Raw genomic sequence first — 21,168 nt, forward strand, 5'->3', positions numbered from 1 at the left:
GACAGGTTCATCAGTGCCTATCTTTTTGTTTTACCGCTGATTTTGTCTTTTATTTTGCCACTTATTTATAGGCTTTTAGTTGTGCAATAGCATGATCGAGTACATCAAGACGCGCGCGGCGCTTATCATTGGTCGCAACAATACACCAAGGCGCGTGCTCAGTATCCGTATGCGCGAGCATATCAGCTGCCGCTTGTACATAATCTGACCACTTCTCACGATTGCGCCAATCATCATCAGTGAGTTTAAATTTTTTATGCGGAGTCTCTCGTCTTGCCTCAAAGCGCTCGAGCTGCTCGTCTTTATCGATAGCCAGCCAGTACTTAATCACAAGCGTGCCTGCTGCTTGCAGGTCCGCCTCGAAGCGATTAATCTCCCCATAAGCGCGTTGCCAATCGGCAGGCCCAGCAAGCGCTTCAACACGCTCGACCAACACTCTTCCGTACCAAGTGCGATCAAAGATAGCAATACGGCTGATACGGTCGGTCTGCTCATTAGGCAACCGCGTCCAAAATCGCCAGAGATAAGGATGCTGCAGCTCGTAGAGCATCGGTGCGCCGATATTATAAATTTGATACTCACGCGGATCGAGTGGTGCTACCATCCTTTTTATTGAGCCGCCCTTACCCGCCGCGTCCATACCTTCAAAAGCAAATACCACATGACGACCTCCGCGAGCTCGTATGAGCTTTGCAAACTCAGCTTGCTTCTCCGCAAGCTCCTCTTTGTAATCTGACTTATCTAGGTCATGGTCTTTGATATCAGTGAGCGCTTTTGGTACCTCTGCCGCTACAAAAGTAGAAGCGGCAATATTAGACGCTGAGACGTTATCTGAGTTTTCTTCGATAGGCACCTCACTACTCGCTAATGCCGCTTGTATAGCATGAAGCACTTCATGACAAAAACTTATCTGTGCTTGCGACTTGTCATTACCATCAATGATGACCCAGTCGCCTTGCTCACGCAATATCGTTGCGGCTATTAAGTTAAACTGCTCGAGCACCTGCTCATCGCACCAGTCTATCTGATATAGATACTGAGGATCTGCGGTATCATCATTAAGACGCTCCTTTAGCGTCTCAGCATCAATATGAAACCAGCACTTTAATACTTTGGTGTGGTTGGCGCGCAAATCTTGCTCAAAGGTCTGAAGCTCAGCCAATTGCTCTGTTAAATAAAGCTGCCAATCTGCTGTTGGCAATTCTTGTTGCCCGCTTGCGCGGTCTGCTGATGCCTCTTGAATCATGCGCATGACGTTATGTATCAGATCGGCGTACCAATTCCCAAAATAAACCATCACATCGCCGTGACGCGGCATCGCTTTAGTATGGGCCTGCCAGATAGGCTGATAAGCTAAGGGCGGGTAGCCAATAGTCGCCTCTACTTTTAGTAGCCTTGGATCGACCCACTGCCGCAGCTGCTTGACTGAGCTGCCTTTACCTGCTTGCTCCATACCGTTGACGAGCACCAGCAAGCCGGTAGGGTTATTGGTCGGCGGCGGTGTTTGTTGCCTGGTCGCCCTAAGCGCGAATTGTGCAGTGACCAATGCAAGCCTTAGCTCGTCTTTATCCATCGAAAACTCACTCAATGGATTGGGCGTTAGCCGGCTACTAACCACTTTTGGATCTAAGCGCGCGCTGACGGCTTGCTGGGTATCATCATTTTTTTTATTGGCACCGGTTTTATGCTCTTTATCGTTAGACATAATAGCGACTCACTTAGTCATTATTTTTAGGAGGGAGTAGACGAATAATAGCATTCACTTGCCACCGAGATAATATCACTGTGTAACAGTTTGCCATTTGTATTGTTTTTTATTTAAAGGTAACTTGAGTACGATACGGCATAGCCCATATCTATAACCGCTGATAATCCGCCACTGTGTAATGTCGGCACAGCAAGCTTTATAACAAGTCTGGTAGCGGTATCGTCTCCCTTTGAGCGCAGCAAGCTTTATTCAAGCTTTTGTAAACGTAAACTTATAATTAGTGAAGAAAGAAAAAAAGCGCATAACAACGGAAAAGCGCTAGTCTTTGATGTATCATAGCCTCATAACAAAATACCAAAGTAGTCGCTAGACTCATTTACGAAGTCTTGGGGTTCATAAAAAGCTTTGGTTTACAAAACAAGGTTACGCTCACCACGCTTTTTTGCTATTAGTATAAGTCACAAACCGCATATACTCTTAGACACGGGTTTTAACACATTTATTATAGGATTTCTTCATGTCTGCTCTATCCGATTTACAACAACACTTAGCTCATTATTGGCAATTACCTCACCACGATGATGAGGCACTCAATCAAAAGCTGACCGAAGTACAAGCTTGGCAAAGAGCACGTATCAAGCGTACTCATAGTGAGCTGTTTAATAAGCCCAAAAACAAGCTGATGGCGGATTATTTTTTGACTCAGCTCTATGACGGTGCTGAATTCAAAGCGCTTGCCAAACAGCTACAGCGCATCGTTCCAAAGGCTCAAAAAGTCGAGCGTTTTGCGCCTGCTACTGCTCTAGAAACCGGGAGCATGGCAATATCAGCTTCCACTTTAGCGATTGAATTAGATTTGCATTTGGCTGAGTGGTTAATGGAGCACAGCCTACCTGTCAATGAAGACACTATGCTCAAAGCCTACCGCGCTGTTGACGAAGGCGATGCTCGTAAAGCTCAGCTCGAGAACGTCAAAGAAGTTTGTTACCGCGCTGATAAGTACATCAACTCATTTATGATAAGAAAAGCGTTTGGTATGACAAAACGTACCGCTTATCGTTATAACTTCAACTCTTTATACGACTTTATCAATTCAGGCTTCGCTGCGATGCGTCCGCTTGATAGTGTCAAAGGCTTTATCGATCCCTTTTGTGCTCGCGAGCTCAAGATTATTGACAAAGTCCATAACAGCGATAGCGACAACGCCGCACAAGTGTTTGAGGCCGCCTAAATAATTATTGATTTAAACAAATTTATTCAAATGAATTGATTTAAATGACAGTCCTTTAGCGCTTTATTCATCGCTGTGTATATCAGTAATAGGAAATATTTATGACCGATCAAACAACCTCTTCCGGCCATGGTTTAGCTCAAAATCAGAGTTTGCCGAGCGATAAACAACGAGACCAATTAGTGAAAGATAGTATTGCCACTAATCAGCAGATCACCGAGCAAGTTAAAGCACAGCAAAACACCAGTAAAGATGGCGCTCAGCAAGCCGATGATTTCACCCAAGTTCAAGACTTACCGGTAGGAACCCCGCAAGGTCAACAGACCTCGCTGTCTAACTATGATATGCCGAGTACGGCTACTGATAGTCAAACCCAGTCTCAGGTGCAGTCTGCATTAAATAGCGGCGCAAGCAAAAAAGCTGCCTTTAATCAGCGCGACGATATCAATAACCCGCATACGCCAGACACCGATGGTCTAGAGCAAACGCATTTTGGCTACAAGACAGTCAATAAGGCTGAAAAACAAGCGCGCGTGGCAGACGTCTTCACCTCAGTCGCCAAAAAATACGACATCATGAATGACTTAATGTCTTTTGGTATTCACCGTTTGTGGAAGCGCTTTGCGATTAGCTTATCAGGGGTTCGCGCCGGCCAAAAGGTGCTCGATATCGCAGGTGGTACAGGCGACTTAGCAAAGGTGTTCAGCCGTGAAGTCGGTCGTCATGGTCATGTCGTGCTGTCAGATATCAACGCCGCGATGCTCGAGGTTGGCCGTGAGCGCTTAATCAATGCCGGCTGCAATAACGTCGATTTTGTCCTTGCCAATGCTGAGACGCTAGCGCCTTTTGATGATGATAGCTTTGATTTATTAACCATCAGCTTTGGTCTACGTAATGTCACGGACAAAGATGCTGCACTACGATCCATGTACCGTGTGCTCAAGCCCGGCGGACGTCTACTGATTTTAGAATTCTCTAAACCCATATTTGAGCCGTTATCAAAAGCTTACGATTTATACTCGTTCACCGCGCTACCGATGATGGGTAAAATCGTCGCTAATGATGCGGAGAGCTATCAGTATTTGGCTGAGTCAATCCGTATGCATCCCAATCAGCAAACGCTTAAGCAGATGATGCAGCAAGCGGGTTTTGTCAATTGCGATTATCATAACTTAACGGCTGGTATCGTTGCTGTGCATCGCGGTTTTAAAGCGTAGCTGCTTAAGTTTAAAGCTAAACCCTAATCTGATTACTGTGAGAATATTATGCTAACGGTCTTACTTTTGGCAGGCGCTGAGAAGCTAATTAATGTCGCTTTGATGAGTGATGAGATTACCCAAGCCGGTCTTGAGCCGCTTGCTGGTAAAGTGCTTCGCCTCAACATGGTGATGCCAGAGCTGCATTTAGACGTTATCTTCAATCATAAGCGCCTGCGTTTTGAACCAGTAACGACTCCTAGTGTGTTTGAGCCGCGCGGCGGCGATCCGTTAGATGAGCGCGAGCAGGCAGATATGGAGATGGCGCGGCTAGGCCACAGTCAGCCTGACTGTATTATTACCGTAGATAATCCTGCGCAGCTGCTTAACTTGCTGCGCGAGCCAAAAGGTAACTTGCCGATAGAGGGAGACTACAAAGTGCTCATGCAGCTCAAGCAGTTAGTCGCTGGGTTTGATCCTGACATTGCCGGTCAGCTAGAGCCATTGATTGGCAAACCTATGGCAAGTCAGCTACAGCTATTAATCACGCAGCTCAAATGGGGACTGCGCCACAGTGGTAAGCGCGTCTTTGATGATGTCACTGACTGGGCCAATGATATCGCAGGTACTAGTGAGCCGGATCCGATTGATAAAGCTGAGGTGAACGATCTAAAGCAGCAGCTACTCAAGCTGCGTGCTGATGTCGAGCGCGAGCAGGCTAAGCTGACAGCGCTGAGAATGGAGCAAGCGCGTTTAAGACAAGATCAATAATTTACTGCGAAATCTTCTTAAACACAGCTACCACTGTTTTAACCTTGTCCTTATCTAGAGTAATTATTATTCATGCTACTATCTCATCGCACGCGTCTACTCGAGCTTTGGCGTATTGCCGCCAGTTATCGACTCGATACCCATTTTCCTGTAGAAGAAGCGCCGCAGCTGCAGCCCGTAGCGCGTTTACTGCGGCTGCACCCTGCCGCTTGGGGCAAAAAGCATCAGCCTAATGCCGTCAAGTACGCACTTGAGGATATGGGTACGCTGTTCTTAAAATTAGGTCAGCTGCTCTCGACCCGCCGTGATTTAGTGCCGCCTGAGATCATCGAACAGCTTATTCAATTACAAGATAAAGTAAAGCCTTTCGATGTTGCTACAGCTATCGCCCAAATCGAAGATAGCAAGTATGGCTTAGGTCAGAATATTGATAGCCTATTCACCCGCTTCGATACTAAACCCTTAGCCGCCGCCTCCATTGCACAGGTACATACCGCTGCCTTGCCTGATGGCCGCGAAGTCGTCGTGAAAGTGGTGCGTCCCGATATTCAAAAGACTATCGTCGCTGACTTTGAGCTGCTGCGCGAGCTTGCGAGTTGGGCCTCTGCGCGCATAGAAGCGGCGCGTGCGGTGCATCTGATCGATATCGTCGAGGACTATCGGCAAGTGATGCTCAATGAGCTCGACTTGACGCTAGAGGCCGATAATACCACTAAGATGCGTAATAACTTCTTAGGCTCCGCGCTAATGTATGTGCCTGAGGTTTATGACGCTTCAAAGAACGTCATGGTCATGGAGCGTATTCAAGGCGTGCCGATCTCGCAAGTAGAAGTCTTTGATAAGCTTGGTTATGACCGTGCGGCATTAGCAGAAAAAGGCTTAACGATATTTTTTACCCAAGTCTTTCGTGATAACTTCTTTCATGCCGATATGCATCCGGGTAATGTCTTTGTCGAAACCCCGCCTGTTAAAACTCTTAATAGTGAGATAACCCCTGTCGACTTAGGTCATGCGCCGCGCTACATCGGTCTTGATTGTGCCATTATGGGTACTTTATCAAAGGAAGATCAGCTAATAGTGGCGCGAATGCTGCTTGCAGTGATGAATAATAACTTCACCGCCTTAGTTGATATTGTGAGCCGCGCCGGCTGGATACCGCCCAATACCGATAAACATGCCTTAGTACGTGACATGCGCCGTACGGTCGGCCCTATGGTGCAAAAATCGATCAACGAGATAGATTTTGCTGGCGTACTCATGCAGATATTAGACATTGCCCGCCGCCATCACATGAGTATCCCGCCGCAGCTGATGCTCCTGCTTAAAACCTTAGTGCATGTCGAGGGTCTAGGCCGCGATCTGTATCCTGATCTTGATATCTGGTCATTAGCTAAGCCAATTCTAAGCGGATGGATCAAAGAGCAGCTCGATCCTATGCGTAATCTGCAGCAGCTACGTCAGCAGCTGCCTGAGATTTTGTTATCGAGTACCGATATTCCAAAGCTGCTGGATCAGGGCTTACAGAGCCTAGCCTCGCAAGGCTCAAGACAAGACAGCCAACTGCGCGAGATGCAGCAAATACGCGCGGATATGCTCAATGACCGCCGCCGCGACTGGTTAGCGCTAGCAGGATTCGCGATTAGCATTGCCATTGCCACCCAAGTCATCGGCTGGTTGTCGCCGCTATTTTATATCTTGGCAGTTTTAGCCGTGCTTTGGCGTATTTTAGCTTAATAACAATCTTCAAATCCTGAGTCAAAGTAGCGCTAGCAAGGTTAGTGACACTGTCATAGTTACTGCTATGATCTTTACTGCTATAAGACGTTAATGGCTGTCATGTTTTAAACCGCGATAAAACTTACAAACCTACTCCATCTGATCGATCGCCATCTGCGTCAATATGCGGCCGCGCGCAGTACGCAGTACATAACCTTGCTGAATAAGGTAGGGCTCAATGACATCCTCAAGCGTACCTCTATCCTCAGCCATGGCGGCCGCGACGGCTTCCACGCCTGCAGGTCCACCATCAAAACGCTCTAACAAAATCTCGATATAGCGTCTATCTAAGTGGTCAAGCCCGCGTCTATCAACGGCTAGCATATCAAGCGCGCTTGCCGCTATTACTCCATTGATACTACCATCGCCTCTAACCTCAGCATAATCGCGTACTCGGCGCAGCAAGCGATTGGCAATCCTTGGCGTACCACGAGCACGGCGTGCAATCTCCACTGCCCCATCTTCGCTCATAGGAACTCCCATCAAGCGCGCTGCGCGGCTAACGATAGTGGTCAGATCAGCGATATTATAAAACTCCAAGCGCTGCACGATACCGAAGCGATCACGTAGCGGTGAGGTCAGTAGGCCCGCTCGCGTCGTCGCCGCAACCAAAGTAAAAGGCGGCAGATCAAGCTTAATAGAGCGGGCAGCGGGCCCCTCGCCAATCATAATATCGAGCTGAAAGTCCTCCATCGCTGGATAAAGGATCTCTTCGATAACTGGGCTTAAACGATGAATCTCATCAATAAATAACACATCGCCTGCCTCTAAGTTGGTCAGCATCGCCGCCAAATCACCTGCCCGCTCAAGCACTGGCCCTGAGGTTGAGCGCAGATTGCCGCCCATCTCACGCGCAATGATATTGGCAAGCGTGGTTTTACCTAGACCGGGTGGACCAAATATCAGCGTATGATCTAGTGCCTCATCACGAGCCCGCGCCGCACCAATGAACACCTCCATCTGCTCACGCACCACCGGCTGTCCGATATATTCAGCGAGTAATGACGGACGAATATTGGCATCAGGCGTATCACCTGCGCCTTCTAAAGGATTAATTAATCGCTCTTGGGTCATAGTTGTATCATTTTATAAAAATGTTGAGTTAGCAAATAGCATAACCAAAGTGTTGGTCTATGTCATGCATAAACCCTAATTCGGAGACAATATAAGGTAAATAAGCGACATCTAGTGTCGCTTATTTATGAAGAATTAAAAGTTGTGATCAGCGAAGTTAACTAAAATCTGGACAACTGCTGCAAGGTCGCTTTCAATAGACTTTGGGTGTCATCAAAGGTAGCGCCGTCAGCTTTGGCTGCCTTGATGGCTTGCTGAGCTTCTTTTTCTTTATAGCCCAAGCTCACTAGCGCCCCTTCCACCTCCGCTAAAATACTACCTTCAGAGGTGACAACAACAGGCTCTACATCAAGCACTAAAGAACTATCATCAACCTCAATGTTTTTCAGCTTATCTTTGAGCTCAATCAGCAAGCGCTGCGCGGTCTTTTTGCCGATACCTGGTATGCGAGTGAGCGCAACTTCCGAATCCGCTTCAACGTGCATTTTGAGCTCCGCAGCTGACATCGCTGAAAGCATCGCTAAAGCCATTTTTGCACCGACGCCGTTGATTTTGATCAGTTGCCGAAACACGTCGCGCTCTTTACGATCAATAAAGCCAAACAGTAGCTGCGCATCTTCACGCACATGTAAATGCGTCCAGATACTCGCTTGCTGTTCAAGCTGCAACTGACAGAACGACGACAGCGGCAGCTCGATATCATAACCCACTCCAGAAGCGGTCATAATACAAGCGGTTGGTGCCATTAAATGCTGCACTTGCCCAGTAATCAGTCCTATCATATGCGCCACCTATCGTTAATAGAGTTATAAGATATCATTAAATAAGCTATTTTAACCAAAAAACTTACTTATAAAACTCAACCATACCTTCAAGGCTAATCGGACGAATTTTATGCGCTTGGCCTGCTGAGCCAAAGGCTTCAAAGCGATTAGTACAGATGTCGGACATCGCTTGCATAGACGCTTTGAAGTATTTACGCGGATCAAAGTTGCTTGGGTTTTGAGCCAAATGCTGACGAATCGCCCCTGTGGATGCCAGACGCAAGTCAGTATCGATATTCACCTTACGTACACCATGCTTAATCGCTTCAACGATTTGCTCGACGGGTACGCCGTAAGTCTCGCCGATATCGCCGCCATACTCATTGATAACTTTGAGCCATTCTTGCGGTACCGATGACGAGCCATGCATCACTAGATGCGTATTGGGGATACGCGCATGAATCTCTTTGACCCGCTCGATAGATAAGATGTCGCCAGTCGGCGGACGGGTGAATTTATAGGCACCATGGCTAGTACCGATTGCGATCGCTAGCGCATCGACTTGGGTGTCTTTGACGAACTGCTCGGCTTCGTCGCTGCTGGTTAATAACTGCTCATGACCTAACACGCCTTCCGCGCCAGAGCCATCTTCCTCGCCTGCCATGCCCGTCTCAAGGCTACCCAAACAGCCGATCTCCCCTTCTACTGAGACGCCGCAGGCATGAGAGAACTTGACGACTTCACGAGTGACGCTAGCATTGTAGTCATAGTCCATCGGTGTTTTGCCATCTTCACCTAAAGAGCCATCCATCATCACTGAGGAGAACCCTTGCTGAATAGAGCGCTGACAGATCGCCGGCGACATACCATGATCTTGGTGCATAACGACCGGAATATGCGGCCATTCTTCAATAGCCGCTAGAATGAGATGACGCAAAAAAGCGGATCCAGCATAAGTACGTGCTCCTGCACTTGCTTGCACTATCACTGGTGAATCACAAGCGTCGGCTGCCATCATGATTGCTCGCATCTGCTCTAGGTTGTTGACATTAAAAGCAGGTACGCCGTAGCTATGCTCAGCGGCATGATCTAGTAGCTGACGTAGGGATATTAAGGCCATAAAACGCTCTCTATTTAAATTTTAAAGACATGAAAGTAACACTGATAATTGTTGCGGGGCGATTATAGCAAAATATACCCCTCTCTCGTAGTGCTTGTGTCTGTATTTATCTTTTTGCCACCTTAATCATAAAACCTAATAATAGACAACGTTAGTTAGCACGACTAAACGCAAAAAAAAAGCCTTGGTAATAACCAAGGCTTCTTCAATAAAGTAGAGATTTATCTTTAACTCAGTGCTCTTAAAGCTAGTGCAAAATAGTGTCAGCGGCTTAAATGAGTATTAGTACTGTTGGTCCGCTTCTACGGCCACTTCATTAGCAGCGTCTTCTGTAGCGTCAGCACCGTCAGCTACGGCTTCAGCTGTACCTTCGACAGCAGCATTTGTGCCATCAGCAATAGCATCGCCAGTATTAGCTAGCGCTTCAGTAGCAGCGGCTCCGGCTGTTTCAGCGCCTTGAGCGATTTCATCACCAGCGTTTTGCGCAGCAACTTCAGCGTCTTGAGCAGCCAATTCAGCTTCAGTAGCGGCAGCTTCTGTGTTAGCTGCGATGTCATCACCAGCAGACTCAACAGCAGCTTCGGTGTTCTCTTCAGTTTGTTGGCTACATGCAGTGACTGCAAAAGTACCAGCAAGGACACTGGCAAGTAACAAATGACGTTTTAACATAATAAACCTCTCGTAAATAATGCATGTCAAATTACATGGTTTCGCTAGTTTATAGTTAGCAAATAGGACATGCAATAAAATTTTCAGTATATTAACAATATAATAACTGCTCCATGCTATTATTCTTCAACGCTATTAAATGACGATAACGTTTGCGAATAATTTGACAGCCTACCTCAGTTGATTTATGTAGTTTGTACTTCTAGTGTTACTATCAGCGATTTTAAGCGCTCAATTGTAAGGCGGCTACGGCAGGTAAAACCTTCCCTTCAACAAATTCTAAGAACGCGCCGCCGCCTGTCGACATATAGCTCACGCCATCAGCGACTTGATATTTATCAATAGCTGCTAGCGTATCGCCGCCGCCAGCTATCGAAAACCCGTCGCTGTCTTGCACAGCTCTAGCGATAATTTGGGTGCCTGTACCAAAAGCATCCACTTCAAAGACCCCAACCGGGCCATTCCAAAGAATAGTCTTCGCATTATTGATAGCGTCGGCTAGTTTTTTGGCGCTTGGCTCAGCGATATCTAAGATCATATCGTCAGCGGCTATATCGGTAACCGCTTTTACCTCAGCCTTGGCTTGCTGCAGTGAGCCGGTAAAATCTGCAAAATCGATGTCATTCTTGCTGGCGGTAACCACATACTCTGGTAATAAAATGTCAGTTTTGGCCATAATATCACGCGCGGTATCGACTAAGTCTGCCTCAAATAAAGAAGCGCCAACATTATGCCCTTTTGCTGCTAAAAAAGTGTTAGCAATACCACCGCCAACGATAATTTGGCGGCAGACGGCAGCTAGGCTATGCAGCACCTCAAGCTTCGTAGAAACTTTTGAGCCGCCAACAATCGCTAGCATAGGCTGAGCTGGCGTCTCAAGCGCGCGGCTGAGTGCATCGAGCTCAGCCGCTAGTAGTGGCCCTGCACAAGCGACTTTATCCGCCTGATGCATCGCTTGGGTCACCCCTTCTGTAGATGCCTGCGCCCGATGAGCGGTGCCAAAAGCATCCATCACAAAGACGTCGCATAAGTCAGCATAGTGCTGCGATAAGCTAGCATCGTTACTCTTCTCGCCTTTATTGAAGCGAACGTTCTCAAGCAGTACCACCTCTCCTGGCTGAATGTCAACACTCTGCTCTAAATAATCACGGTTTAAAGTGACCGGTTTATCAATCTGCGTGCCCAGCTTTTGGGTCAAATAGTCGGCAACTGGCGCAAGCGAGTATTTATCTTCCGGACTACCTTCAGTCGGACGACCTAAATGAGAGCAAATAATAACAGCTGCGCCTTTGTCTAAAGCCATTTTGATCGTTGGCAAGCTTGCTTGTAAACGGGCATCGCTCATCACTTTGCCGTCTTTGATGGGGACATTGAGATCTTCACGAATTAAAACCACCTTATCCGCCAATTCCAGCTCACTCATACGCAAAAAGTTCATGACCTTCTCTACCTTATCGTCTCTTATTGAATGCTTAATTTATTCATTAGCTCATGTTGAGCACGTCCAACTGCTTTGACACTATTTCATTTTACAAGCCGCATCTGCTAACTTGTTACCAGCTAGCTTTTAATCGCTAGCCCTCATATGCTGGCTCTTATGTATAGCGTTATTTGCTGGCCGCATTTTAGCGGTCTATTTCATATACCGTCAACTTAATCTCGCTTATATTTATACTTAACAAAACAGGCCACATGATAACAAACCTTCGATAAACGCTTTTAGGGCGTGTTGAACATTCAAATGTGGCACTGGCGGCGGCTATTTTTCAGGCAATACGCAGTGAAATTTTCGAAGCCTAGTCATTCTAGGATAGACAATTTCGCCATGTATTGGCAAAAAAGAGCCCCGCCCCGAAGGGCTGATGCTAAAATCACCCCAAACGGTGTTGTAAACCTAGCTAAGGCCTCGACATTATCGTCGGTTTACGCCTAGTTTGGTGCGATTTTATCTATCAGCAGTCCTAATATTTGAATGTTCAACACGCCCTTATAAGCCTATTCAATAAATATCAGTAACATTTCGTGGTGGCACTATTTGCTTATTCGCCTTAAGCTGTTACGGTACAAAACAACAAAAACCAATAGGAGAGTACAATGAGTATTGATTTAGATGCGGCCAAAAAGACACTATTAGAGCTACAAGAAGAATACCAAACCCGCATTGATACTATCGAAGATCATATTCAAAACCCGCAAGACGAGCTCAATAAAGACTGGGAAGATCAAGCGATCTCTATTCGTCAAAACGATACGCGCCAGCTGCTGGCTGAAGAAGCTAGGCAGAACCTTATTTATGTTAATGAGGCGCTAAGCCGTATCGAAAACGGGACTTATACTGAGTGTGAAGTCTGCGGTGAGCCTATCCAAGAAGAGCGTCTAAAAGCCGTGCCTTACGCCACTTTATGTATGGAGCACGCAGAATAAGCTATCTAAAATATAAAATCGGGTTTTTATTAATAAATATTAAGGCATACTGTGATGAGTATGCCTTTTTTATAGCAATATTTTGTCGCAAACGTTGAAGTCATTGATGCTAAGACTTTGCTAGCTCTTTGACTTTATTAGCCCTTTATTTTGAGCTGGCCGTACTCCAAGTATTTAACGCTTGCTGCCACTGCTGGCAACGATGCGCGATTTTATCAACGCTCAAATCCATAATATCGCCGACGACTGCGACATAACGAATAGGCAAACCTTGCAGCCCGGTAATACTCTCAGCGGTTAGACCGCCTATCACGCAGATATCTATATCTTGCTTGCATCCTGCTATAAGCTTCGAGCGCTCTATAGGCTGGGCATTAGGCTTAGTGGTTGAGCTAAAGATAGCGCCCATTGCGGCATAGCTTGCGCCTGCGCTTTTCGCCTTAACGACCAAATCGACATCATCGTGGCAAGTCCGTCCAATTACTTGCTGACATCCCAAGCGCTGCCTAGCCGCCTCGATACTGCCGTCGCTCTGCCCTAAATGTACGCCCACGCCTAGCTGCTCGGCGAGCGCCATATCGTCATTAATCACGACCGCAACCTTGTATCTTTTGGCAAGCGCTACGATTTGCAGCGCCTCTTGATAGAGCTTAGCGGCACCATTATCTGTAGCTAAAACTTGCTTACGGCGGATCTGAAGCAAGTGCACGACTCCTGTCGCCAAGGCCATCTCAAGCTTCGCCAGCAGCACTGGTAACTTGTCATCATTGGTCAATAGATACAGCTTAGGCACTAGTAGATTTAAAGGTTTCAATAGCTCAGTCATATCGCGGGCAGCTCGATGTAAGTTTAGATGATTTATGGGTCCAAAATATAAGACATAAAAGCTAAAACTTAAGTCACATCTCAGCTCTAAAGATAAGTGTCATAAAAAAGGCTGTTATTTTAAATAACAGCCTAATCATAATTACAAATGTAGAATAGTCTTATACCGTACGGCGGCTCGCTAAACTATTTAAGATGTTTTTAGCATCGCCCCAGCGTGTCGCTGAGCTATTAGCACCTAAGATCACAATGATAGCCGGACGATTATTGACGCGGGTTTCCATAACTACGCAGCGACCTGCTTCATTGATAAACCCGGTCTTCGAGATACCGATAGGATAGTTACCTGAGCGAACCAAACTGCTAGTATTGTTAGCTGAGTAAGTACGGTTACCACGGGCATAGTTGGCAACATAAAAGTCGTAGCTCTTTGTGGTAGAGAAGCGGCGGATCACATCATAGTTACCAGCAGCGCGTACCATTTTTACTAAGTCGTTTGCGGAAGCAACGTTACGCTTATCAAGTCCTGTCGGATCGCCAAAGAATGCAGAGGTCATACCGAGCTCTTGCGCTTTACGGTTCATCGCGCGCATAAAGGCATCATAGCCGCCAGGATAGTTACGCGCTAAGCTTTTTGCTGCAGGGTTTTCAGACTTCATTAATGACATTAATAGCATCTCAGCACGATTCAATCGATCGCCTGATTTTAGGCGTGAGCTGGCACGTTTAGGCCCAATAAAATCCTCAGGTTCCAAGATAAGTTCCTCACGCATATCTAGACCACTATCTAGTACCACCATCGCTGTCATCACTTTAGTGATACTAGCCATAGGACGCGCTCTATCCGCATCTTTTTCATAAATAGATTCGCCAGTCTCCGCATCAATTACCGTCACACTACGAGAGTCAGTGCTGATCGGAATCATATCACTGCTGCCAAAGCTGCCATTGTAAGTCGTGTTATAGCTATTATTAGCGTTGAATCTATTATTGCTGCTACCATAGCTACTAGCGTTAGTAATATTGGTAGTGCCGTAACCGTTATCTACTTTTTTAATGCTTGAACCATTATTAGCACGGCTGACAGTAGACGATTTGCTGTACATGATATTACGAGCTTCTGATAGACTATCAGCACCGCCCCAACTAACGCGCGCACTAGCTTCAGGGTTACCATTAATTGTAAGCGCTGCTTGCGCAACACCGCCCAAACTCATTGAAATTAGAGCAGCAACGAGCTGCTGTTTGGTTAATGATAAATGTCTCATTCTTCCCCCTGCGGTTGGTATGGCGTCAGTCACCGATTATAATAGACGACCGATAGATAAATAGCGTGAAACGATGATGGCTATGCGTCGCTTAATAACAATTAGCTCATTATCAGCTCTCTATTGATATAGCCCAATAACGACTGGCAAATGATTACTAAGATAGTATTGTGTACTTTTAGTGTATCATGGTTTGTATTTTAGAGTAATCGACTATGCTGCATACGTAAACCTTTTTGCGTCTTAAGTAAACTTTGCTACATTTGCTTTAGTTTCTAGCAATATTGATTAACATTCCAGTAATATAATTCTATTCGCTTGTTATTTTTGGAGTTTTTAGCTCTAAGGTTTTGATTAGTAATAGTTTTATTTTCAATCATAAATAATAGCTTATCGTAAAAGTAGCAATCAAACACGCTGTGGACCGTATAATTAAGAGTATAACTATGATTAGAGTATTAGTAGTAGACGATCACGATCTGGTGCGTATGGGTATCAGTCGGATGTTGGCCGATAGTGCTGATATCGAAGTCGTAGGGGAAGCTGATGGCGGCGACATGGCTATCAAACTGGCGCGTGATCTGACCCCTGATGTCATCTTGTTGGATGTCAATATGCCGAATATCGGTGGTCTAGAAGCGACTAAACGTTTGGTACAGCTCGGCATAGGCAGCAAGATTTTAGCAGTAAGCAGCGTCGTCACTCAGCCCTACCCTTCTATGCTGCTAAAAGCAGGCGTCAACGGTTATATCACTAAAGGAACGCCTCTTGATGAGATGATAAGAGCAATCAAAAAGGTACATCAAGGTGGGCGTTACTTCAGTCACGATGTGGCCGAGCAGTTAGCGGAAGTATTACTCTCCGATAAAGCCGGATCGCCTTTTGACTTATTAAGTGATAGAGAAAAGCAAGTAGCGATGATGGTAGTCAACTGTCAAAGCCCACAAGAAATCGCTGATCAGCTCTTTGTGAGTGTCAAAACCATCAATACTTACCGCTACCGTATCTACGAAAAAGTAGGCGTCGATAGCGATGTAAAGTTGACCCACTTAGCCATTCGTCATGGTTTAATACAGCCTTAATGACTAAAACAAGGTTACACTTTAACTTTGTTTCACTCTGTACTCCCGCTGAGGTGATCTACTATGATGCTATTTTTATTGTACTGCTTCGATGCTTATACTTTATGACCCTATTAGCCAAAACGATGACTGTTATCAACAACTATCGTCAGCAAAACGATACGCTACCCTCCTCACAGCTGCGTCGATTGGGGCTGGTGTATAGCAGTTACCGTGTGGTTATTAATGTGTTTTTTTTGATATTAGCTTATGCGAATGCTAATGCTGATAATCTGCTTTTGCCTAGTTTATTACAGCAGACCGCGCTGATATTTTACACGCTACTTAGTATCATTCTACTGGGTTTATTTTATGTCGTACGCAAGCGCCCACAGCGCCAACTAAGCTTTGGTTTAGCGGTCGATATCATTATGCTCAGCTTGTTGCTTTATAGCAGTGGCGCGCCAGATTTACAACTGACGATGCTGTATATGGTGGTCGTTGCCGCAAGCTTTATGCTGCTTCCCGGCTCGCAAGCGCTAGTCATCACTTTGCTCGCTGTTATATTTGTTATTTATCAACAGTTTTTTTATGCGCTCTCTAGTAGCATCAGCTTAGCAAATCTAGGCGACGCGCTGCTTATGTCGGCAAGCTTTTTGGTTGTTGGTTTTTTAACTTGGACGATATCGCAGCGCTTATTACACGTTGAAAAAGTCTCCGCGCAGCAAGCGAAAGAAGTGGCCCGGCTCAACGATATCAACCAAGAAGTTATCAGCCAAATGATCAATGGCGTCATAGTCCTAGATCAGCAGCAGGTTGTACTGGCCAATCGCGCGACATATCAGCTATTAGACATCGATGAGACAAACAACGAGCTTGCAAGCTTCCATGAGCAATTAGCGCATCTACACACGCAGTTATTGCAGACTTGTTTGGCGGTACCTGCAGGACAATCAAGGCTGTTTACTTACGAGCTGCCAACGACTATAGAAGCTTCAATCATAGCGCGTTTACGAGTGCAAGTTATCCCGCTAAAAGACTATAGCCGCCTGATCATCTTAGAAGACTTACGCCGTGAACAAGCCAGCGCGCAGCAGCTCAAGCTTGCCTCGCTTGGACAGCTAACCGCTAGTATTGCGCATGAGATTCGTAACCCCTTATCCGCCATATCACAAGCCAGCCAGCTGCTTATGGAAGATATTGATTCCGAGTCTGTCAGTACTGATGACGCGTCAGTTAGGATAGCGGCTAACAGCGTCGATGATAGCAATTTTGAGCTATACAGGATGATATTCTCGCAAACCAAGCGCGTTAACAGAATTATTGAAGATGTGCTAAAGCTCTCCAAACGACAGCCGCCCAATAAACACAGCATTACGCTTGAGAGCTGGATGGTAGAGTTTATCGCTAACCATTTTAGTGGTCATGATGTGTTTTTATCCGGTAAAGTGCAGCCTCTTATTGTCTTTGATACTCATCAATTAGAGCAGATATTGATTAATTTAATCAACAATGGTTTGCGCTATAGTAGCTTATCTCATCCTCATGCTTACGTAGAAGTAGAGATTTATAGTCGGCGTAACGATGTTATAATCGATATTTTAGATAGTGGCAAGGGGGTAAAAAGCGCTGATATTGAGCATTTATTTGAGCCGTTTTTTACCACTGATAAAGCCGGTACAGGCTTAGGCTTATATCTATCACAAGCGTTTAGTGAGGCTAATCAGGCGCGTTTAGTCTATGTTCCAGAGCACGAAAAAACCTGCTTTCGCTTGATCATTCCAGCTATTTTGACCGAGCAGGCTATAGCCGAGAGTGTGGACCTCTAAACAGATAAGAGTTCACTGGCGGCCGACTTTAGCTGCCTTTTAACCCATTAATCTATACTAACTGCTTTACACCCATTTTATTCGTTGAACACTGAAAGGTTATTTATGACAGCAACTGCACTGGTCGTCGATGACGAAGTAGATTTGTGCCGCTTAATGCAAATCACCCTGACTAAAATGGGCATCAAAAGCGATGTCGCTTATGATTTAGCGCAGGCAAAAGCTTACTGGCAAGACAATGAATACGATTTTTGTCTCACAGATCTGCAATTACCGGATGGATCAGGTCTTGATCTGGTCAAACTTATCAGCAGCAGCTCTACTGTGCCAGTGGCTGTCATCACCGCACATGGCAGTATGGACTTAGCTATCGAAGCGCTAAAATTAGGCGCATTTGATTTTGTCAATAAGCCTTTGGAGCTACCGCGTTTGCGGCAGTTGGTCGAAAACGCTCTAAAAGTCATTCGTCAAGATGATAGCGTTCAACCAGCAGACGCGAAGACGCCTGAACAGCAATTGCTAGACCAGCGCTTAATTGGCGACACCAAAGTCATGTATACGCTAAAATCGACTATCTTAAAGCTTGCCCGCTCGCAAGCACCGGTATTTTTATCAGGGGCTTCAGGGACAGGTAAAGAAGTCGCCGCTCGGCTCATTCATGACTTAAGTCCTCGACGTGAGGCGCATTTTGTTCCTGTCAACTGCGGCGCTATACCCTCTGAGTTAATGGAGTCAGAGTTTTTCGGTCATAAAAAAGGCAGCTTTACGGGTGCAGTGGCTGACAAGCAAGGACTGTTTCAACAAGCCAATGGCGGGACGTTGTTTTTGGACGAAATTGCAGACTTACCTTTAGCGATGCAAGTCAAGCTCCTGCGCGCCATTCAAGAAAAAACCGTGCGCGCGATTGGCGATACCAAAGAGGTCGCCGTCGATATTCGTCTGTTATCTGCCACTCATAAAGATCTGGCGCAGCTGGTAGCGGCTAACCACTTTAGACAAGACTTATACTACCGTATCAATGTCATTGAGCTAAAGCTACCTGCGCTTAATGAGCGTGCGCATGATATTCCGGCTTTGGCTCAGCATTTCTTAGCTTTGATTCGTGAGGAGTGGCAACTAGAAGGATCACCACAGCTCAGTGATGATGCTATTGGGCGTTTAAAGTTGCATCATTTCGCCGGTAACGTCCGTGAGCTACGTAATTTGTTAGAGCGAGCGATAACGTTAGCGGAGAGTGATATCATCGCAGCCGAGCACTTAGGATTACCGGAGGTTGAGGCGTCATTGTCTGAGCCATCCTATTGTGATCAGTCACAATCTACGACTGATCCGACTAGCCAAACTACGCCTTTATCCAACAGCGTAGCTGCGGCAGAGGATAGTTTACCAACGGGTAATCCTCAAAAAGACACGAACGCCAGTGTATCAGCAGCGATGCAAGAAAGTACCTCTGCTGAATTACCCGAAAAAGGCTTAGAGGCTTATCTACAGCAGCAAGAAAAACAGCTGATTGTCACTGCGCTGCAGCAGACTGGTTGGAATAAAACACAAGCTGCTGAGCTCTTAGGTACCACCTTTCGCTCCTTACGCTATCGCATGAAAAAACTTGGAATTGCTGAAGAGCAACCAGACTCATAACTACGCTAGTTATCAGCATAGTCTAGCCATTAAGAGCTACATACAGCTATATAATCAGCGCTCTAGCTACTTCACCGCTGGCTGGGCAACATGGCCTTTTCTAACCAGATGAATTCCTGAGTTTTGTATTTTTGGGCGTAGTAAGTCAAGTGCTTGCTGCTCCCATGAGCTTTCACTACCATTCAAAGTCACATCAGGCTGCACCCCAACTTTATCGATTTTTGCACCCTCTGTAGTTAGATAGTGGGCTACCGTTAGCTTGACGGCTTGCTCATCATTTAATGCGATTACCGACTGTACCGAGCCTTTACCGTAGCTTGTCTCCCCGGCGATAGTGGCGCGGTTCTGCGCCTGTAAGCTACTGGCTAACACCTCTGCTGCTGAGGCAGAATACCGGTTTTGTAAAATGACTACCGGCAACGGCGCAAGTAACGCGCTGCCTTTAGTCGCTAAGATACGTGGATCGCCTTGACGGCCTTTAACTTGTACCACATCCGTATCTTTCATAAAAAGGCTGGCGACATCGATTGCCGAGGTCAGCACCCCGCCTGGATTATCTCGTACGTCTAACAGCACTCCAGTGATAGGCGCGTCTAAATAAATCAGACTTTGTACTATTTTTTCGCGCGTTGTTTCTTGAAAAGATGGTAGTTTTACAATAGCCACGCCATCTAGCAAACGCGTATCTATCTTCTGTGTACGTGTATGATTACGCTGGAGCGTCACTGCGCGTTTACGTCGTCCGGCTTTTGATACGATGACATCGATTTGTGAGCCGGCAATACCGGTTAATAATTGTTTGATATCATTAGGCGCCCGTTCATCATCAAGCTTAAACTCGCCCACTTGGTGTAAATAATCTCCGACAGTCACGCCTTTTTGGTCTGCAGGTGAATCTTTTATCACTTCAGTCACGACCCAATGATCAGCATCCGCTTGATAGTGCGCTTCGATACCGACATCACCCACATCGCCTTGGGTGAAAGCACGTAAGTTTTCATACGCCTCAGCATCCAAAAACTCTGCATGACTATCAAGCTTGGTCAGCATACCGCTCATAGCATTATTGAATAACACTTCATCATTGACCGGATCTATATACTCGCGGCGCACCAAATCAACGACAGCGACAAAGGTTTTAAGGGTCTCAGGAGAGATGGCTTTGAGCGATACGTTCGCCACTTCACGCGGTACCTCTTCATAGTCATCGTCAATATCGTCTGCTAATGGGCTGCTTGTACTATCGCCAAAGGCATCGATATCATCATTGTCATCACTGTCATCCTCTGGCCAATCTTGGCTTTGATCAGAAGCGCTGGTATCGTCTTCTAAAAAATCATCACTCCGATTATCAGTGCTGCTGTCAATCATTGGCCTGTTATCTTGTAAGCTGATCAGCTGCAGATTAGCAGTAGTATCGGTGTCCTGCTTTTGTTGCTCACCAGCTTTGTCTATCACTTTTATCTGATCATCATTGAGCGCAGCTTGCGCAGGCCCATTCAAGCCGAACACCGCTAATAGACAAGGGCTCAGCATAGCTCGGAGCACTTGCTGCTGACTCACTGGTATTACCAAAAGAAGATTTTTGAGAGCAGATAAAGGCATAGGAAAACTCACCTGAAAAATAAATAATTTTGTTATATAACACCATAAGATAGCTTAAGGCTATGATAAAAACCACTTAAAGTCGGCTTAATAACTAATAAACTTTAAAAACCATAAAAGCAAAAACTATAGAGGACAAAGCTTGCACAGCAAAGCATAAAAAAGGGAAGAATAATCTCTACTCTTCCCTTTTCTATCTTTGGCAAATG

17 protein-coding genes are annotated in these 21,168 nt (G+C 45.9%); 8 read left to right on the plus strand and 9 right to left on the minus strand.

What is annotated here, in order from left to right; translation table 11 throughout:
• Window positions 1-61: 61 nt before the first annotated feature.
• On the minus strand, window positions 62-1,705 hold the full coding sequence (locus JMY03_RS03300) for an ATPase (RefSeq protein ID WP_201601028.1): 1,644 nt from the start codon (window positions 1,703-1,705) through the stop codon (window positions 62-64).
• A 520-nt stretch (window positions 1,706-2,225) separates the two neighbouring features.
• On the opposite strand from JMY03_RS03300, the gene JMY03_RS03305 reads away from it, so the two are divergent.
• The 4 genes from JMY03_RS03305 (at window position 2,226) to JMY03_RS03320 (ending at window position 6,640) form a co-directional block, all read left to right on the plus strand.
• The gene (locus JMY03_RS03305) at window positions 2,226-2,939 is read left to right on the plus strand and encodes an FFLEELY motif protein (RefSeq protein WP_025647294.1); all 714 of its coding nucleotides are present in this window, start codon (window positions 2,226-2,228) and stop codon (window positions 2,937-2,939) included.
• A gap of 101 nt (window positions 2,940-3,040) precedes the next feature.
• Window positions 3,041-4,156: a bifunctional demethylmenaquinone methyltransferase/2-methoxy-6-polyprenyl-1,4-benzoquinol methylase UbiE gene (gene ubiE, locus JMY03_RS03310; protein ID WP_201601031.1), complete on the plus strand. Its 1,116-nt coding sequence runs from the start codon at window positions 3,041-3,043 to the stop codon at window positions 4,154-4,156.
• Window positions 4,157-4,204: 48 nt separating this feature from the next.
• Entirely contained in the window at window positions 4,205-4,906 is a 702-nt protein-coding gene (locus JMY03_RS03315; RefSeq protein WP_201601034.1) for a ubiquinone biosynthesis accessory factor UbiJ, read from the plus strand.
• Between the two features lie 72 nt (window positions 4,907-4,978).
• Window positions 4,979-6,640, plus strand: coding sequence for an ABC1 kinase family protein (locus JMY03_RS03320; protein WP_025647307.1), 1,662 nt, complete (start codon window positions 4,979-4,981; stop codon window positions 6,638-6,640).
• 132 nt (window positions 6,641-6,772) lie between these two features.
• Here the strand turns inward: JMY03_RS03320 and ruvB are convergent, their stop codons facing one another.
• The 5 genes from ruvB to JMY03_RS03345 all read right to left on the minus strand — a co-directional run bounded on the left by ruvB (window position 6,773) and on the right by JMY03_RS03345 (window position 11,747).
• Window positions 6,773-7,756, minus strand: a complete 984-nt coding sequence (gene ruvB, locus JMY03_RS03325) for a Holliday junction branch migration DNA helicase RuvB (RefSeq protein ID WP_025647309.1) — start codon at window positions 7,754-7,756, stop codon at window positions 6,773-6,775.
• A 161-nt stretch (window positions 7,757-7,917) separates the two neighbouring features.
• Entirely contained in the window at window positions 7,918-8,538 is a 621-nt protein-coding gene (ruvA, locus tag JMY03_RS03330) for a Holliday junction branch migration protein RuvA (RefSeq protein ID WP_201601037.1), read from the minus strand.
• A 64-nt stretch (window positions 8,539-8,602) separates the two neighbouring features.
• Window positions 8,603-9,640 carry a class II fructose-bisphosphate aldolase gene (gene fba / locus JMY03_RS03335; protein ID WP_025647311.1) on the minus strand — a complete coding sequence of 346 codons (1,038 nt, stop codon included), beginning with the start codon at window positions 9,638-9,640 and terminating at the stop codon, window positions 8,603-8,605.
• A 282-nt stretch (window positions 9,641-9,922) separates the two neighbouring features.
• Window positions 9,923-10,309, minus strand: a complete 387-nt coding sequence (locus JMY03_RS03340; RefSeq protein WP_201557690.1) for a hypothetical protein — start codon at window positions 10,307-10,309, stop codon at window positions 9,923-9,925.
• A gap of 223 nt (window positions 10,310-10,532) precedes the next feature.
• Window positions 10,533-11,747 (minus strand): phosphoglycerate kinase, encoded by a 1,215-nt coding sequence (locus JMY03_RS03345; RefSeq protein ID WP_201557691.1) that lies wholly within the window; start codon window positions 11,745-11,747, stop codon window positions 10,533-10,535.
• 656 nt (window positions 11,748-12,403) lie between these two features.
• On the opposite strand from JMY03_RS03345, the gene JMY03_RS03350 reads away from it, so the two are divergent.
• A complete protein-coding gene (locus JMY03_RS03350) occupies window positions 12,404-12,733 on the plus strand; it encodes a TraR/DksA family transcriptional regulator (RefSeq protein WP_201557692.1) in 330 nt (109 codons plus the stop codon).
• A gap of 145 nt (window positions 12,734-12,878) precedes the next feature.
• Here JMY03_RS03350 and JMY03_RS03355 read toward each other — a convergent pair whose 3' ends face one another.
• A complete protein-coding gene (locus tag JMY03_RS03355) occupies window positions 12,879-13,559 on the minus strand; it encodes a thiamine phosphate synthase (protein ID WP_201601039.1) in 681 nt (226 codons plus the stop codon).
• A gap of 160 nt (window positions 13,560-13,719) precedes the next feature.
• Entirely contained in the window at window positions 13,720-14,826 is a 1,107-nt protein-coding gene (locus JMY03_RS03360) for a serine hydrolase (protein WP_201557694.1), read from the minus strand.
• Window positions 14,827-15,272: 446 nt separating this feature from the next.
• Between JMY03_RS03360 and JMY03_RS03365 the strand changes: the two genes are divergently transcribed.
• The 3 genes from JMY03_RS03365 (at window position 15,273) to JMY03_RS03375 (ending at window position 19,354) form a co-directional block, all read left to right on the plus strand.
• Window positions 15,273-15,908, plus strand: a complete 636-nt coding sequence (locus JMY03_RS03365; RefSeq protein WP_025647321.1) for a response regulator — start codon at window positions 15,273-15,275, stop codon at window positions 15,906-15,908.
• A 125-nt stretch (window positions 15,909-16,033) separates the two neighbouring features.
• Complete coding sequence (locus JMY03_RS03370) at window positions 16,034-17,716, plus strand: sensor histidine kinase (RefSeq protein ID WP_227675468.1); 1,683 nt, start codon at window positions 16,034-16,036, stop codon at window positions 17,714-17,716.
• Between the two features lie 105 nt (window positions 17,717-17,821).
• Window positions 17,822-19,354, plus strand: coding sequence for a sigma-54-dependent transcriptional regulator (locus JMY03_RS03375; protein WP_201601043.1), 1,533 nt, complete (start codon window positions 17,822-17,824; stop codon window positions 19,352-19,354).
• Window positions 19,355-19,420: 66 nt separating this feature from the next.
• Here JMY03_RS03375 and JMY03_RS03380 read toward each other — a convergent pair whose 3' ends face one another.
• Window positions 19,421-20,959: a S41 family peptidase gene (locus JMY03_RS03380; RefSeq protein WP_201601045.1), complete on the minus strand. Its 1,539-nt coding sequence runs from the start codon at window positions 20,957-20,959 to the stop codon at window positions 19,421-19,423.
• Window positions 20,960-21,168: the final 209 nt, after the last annotated feature.

This window comes from Psychrobacter submarinus (assembly GCF_904846685.1).
GTDB classification, from domain to species: Bacteria; Pseudomonadota; Gammaproteobacteria; order Pseudomonadales; family Moraxellaceae; genus Psychrobacter; species Psychrobacter submarinus.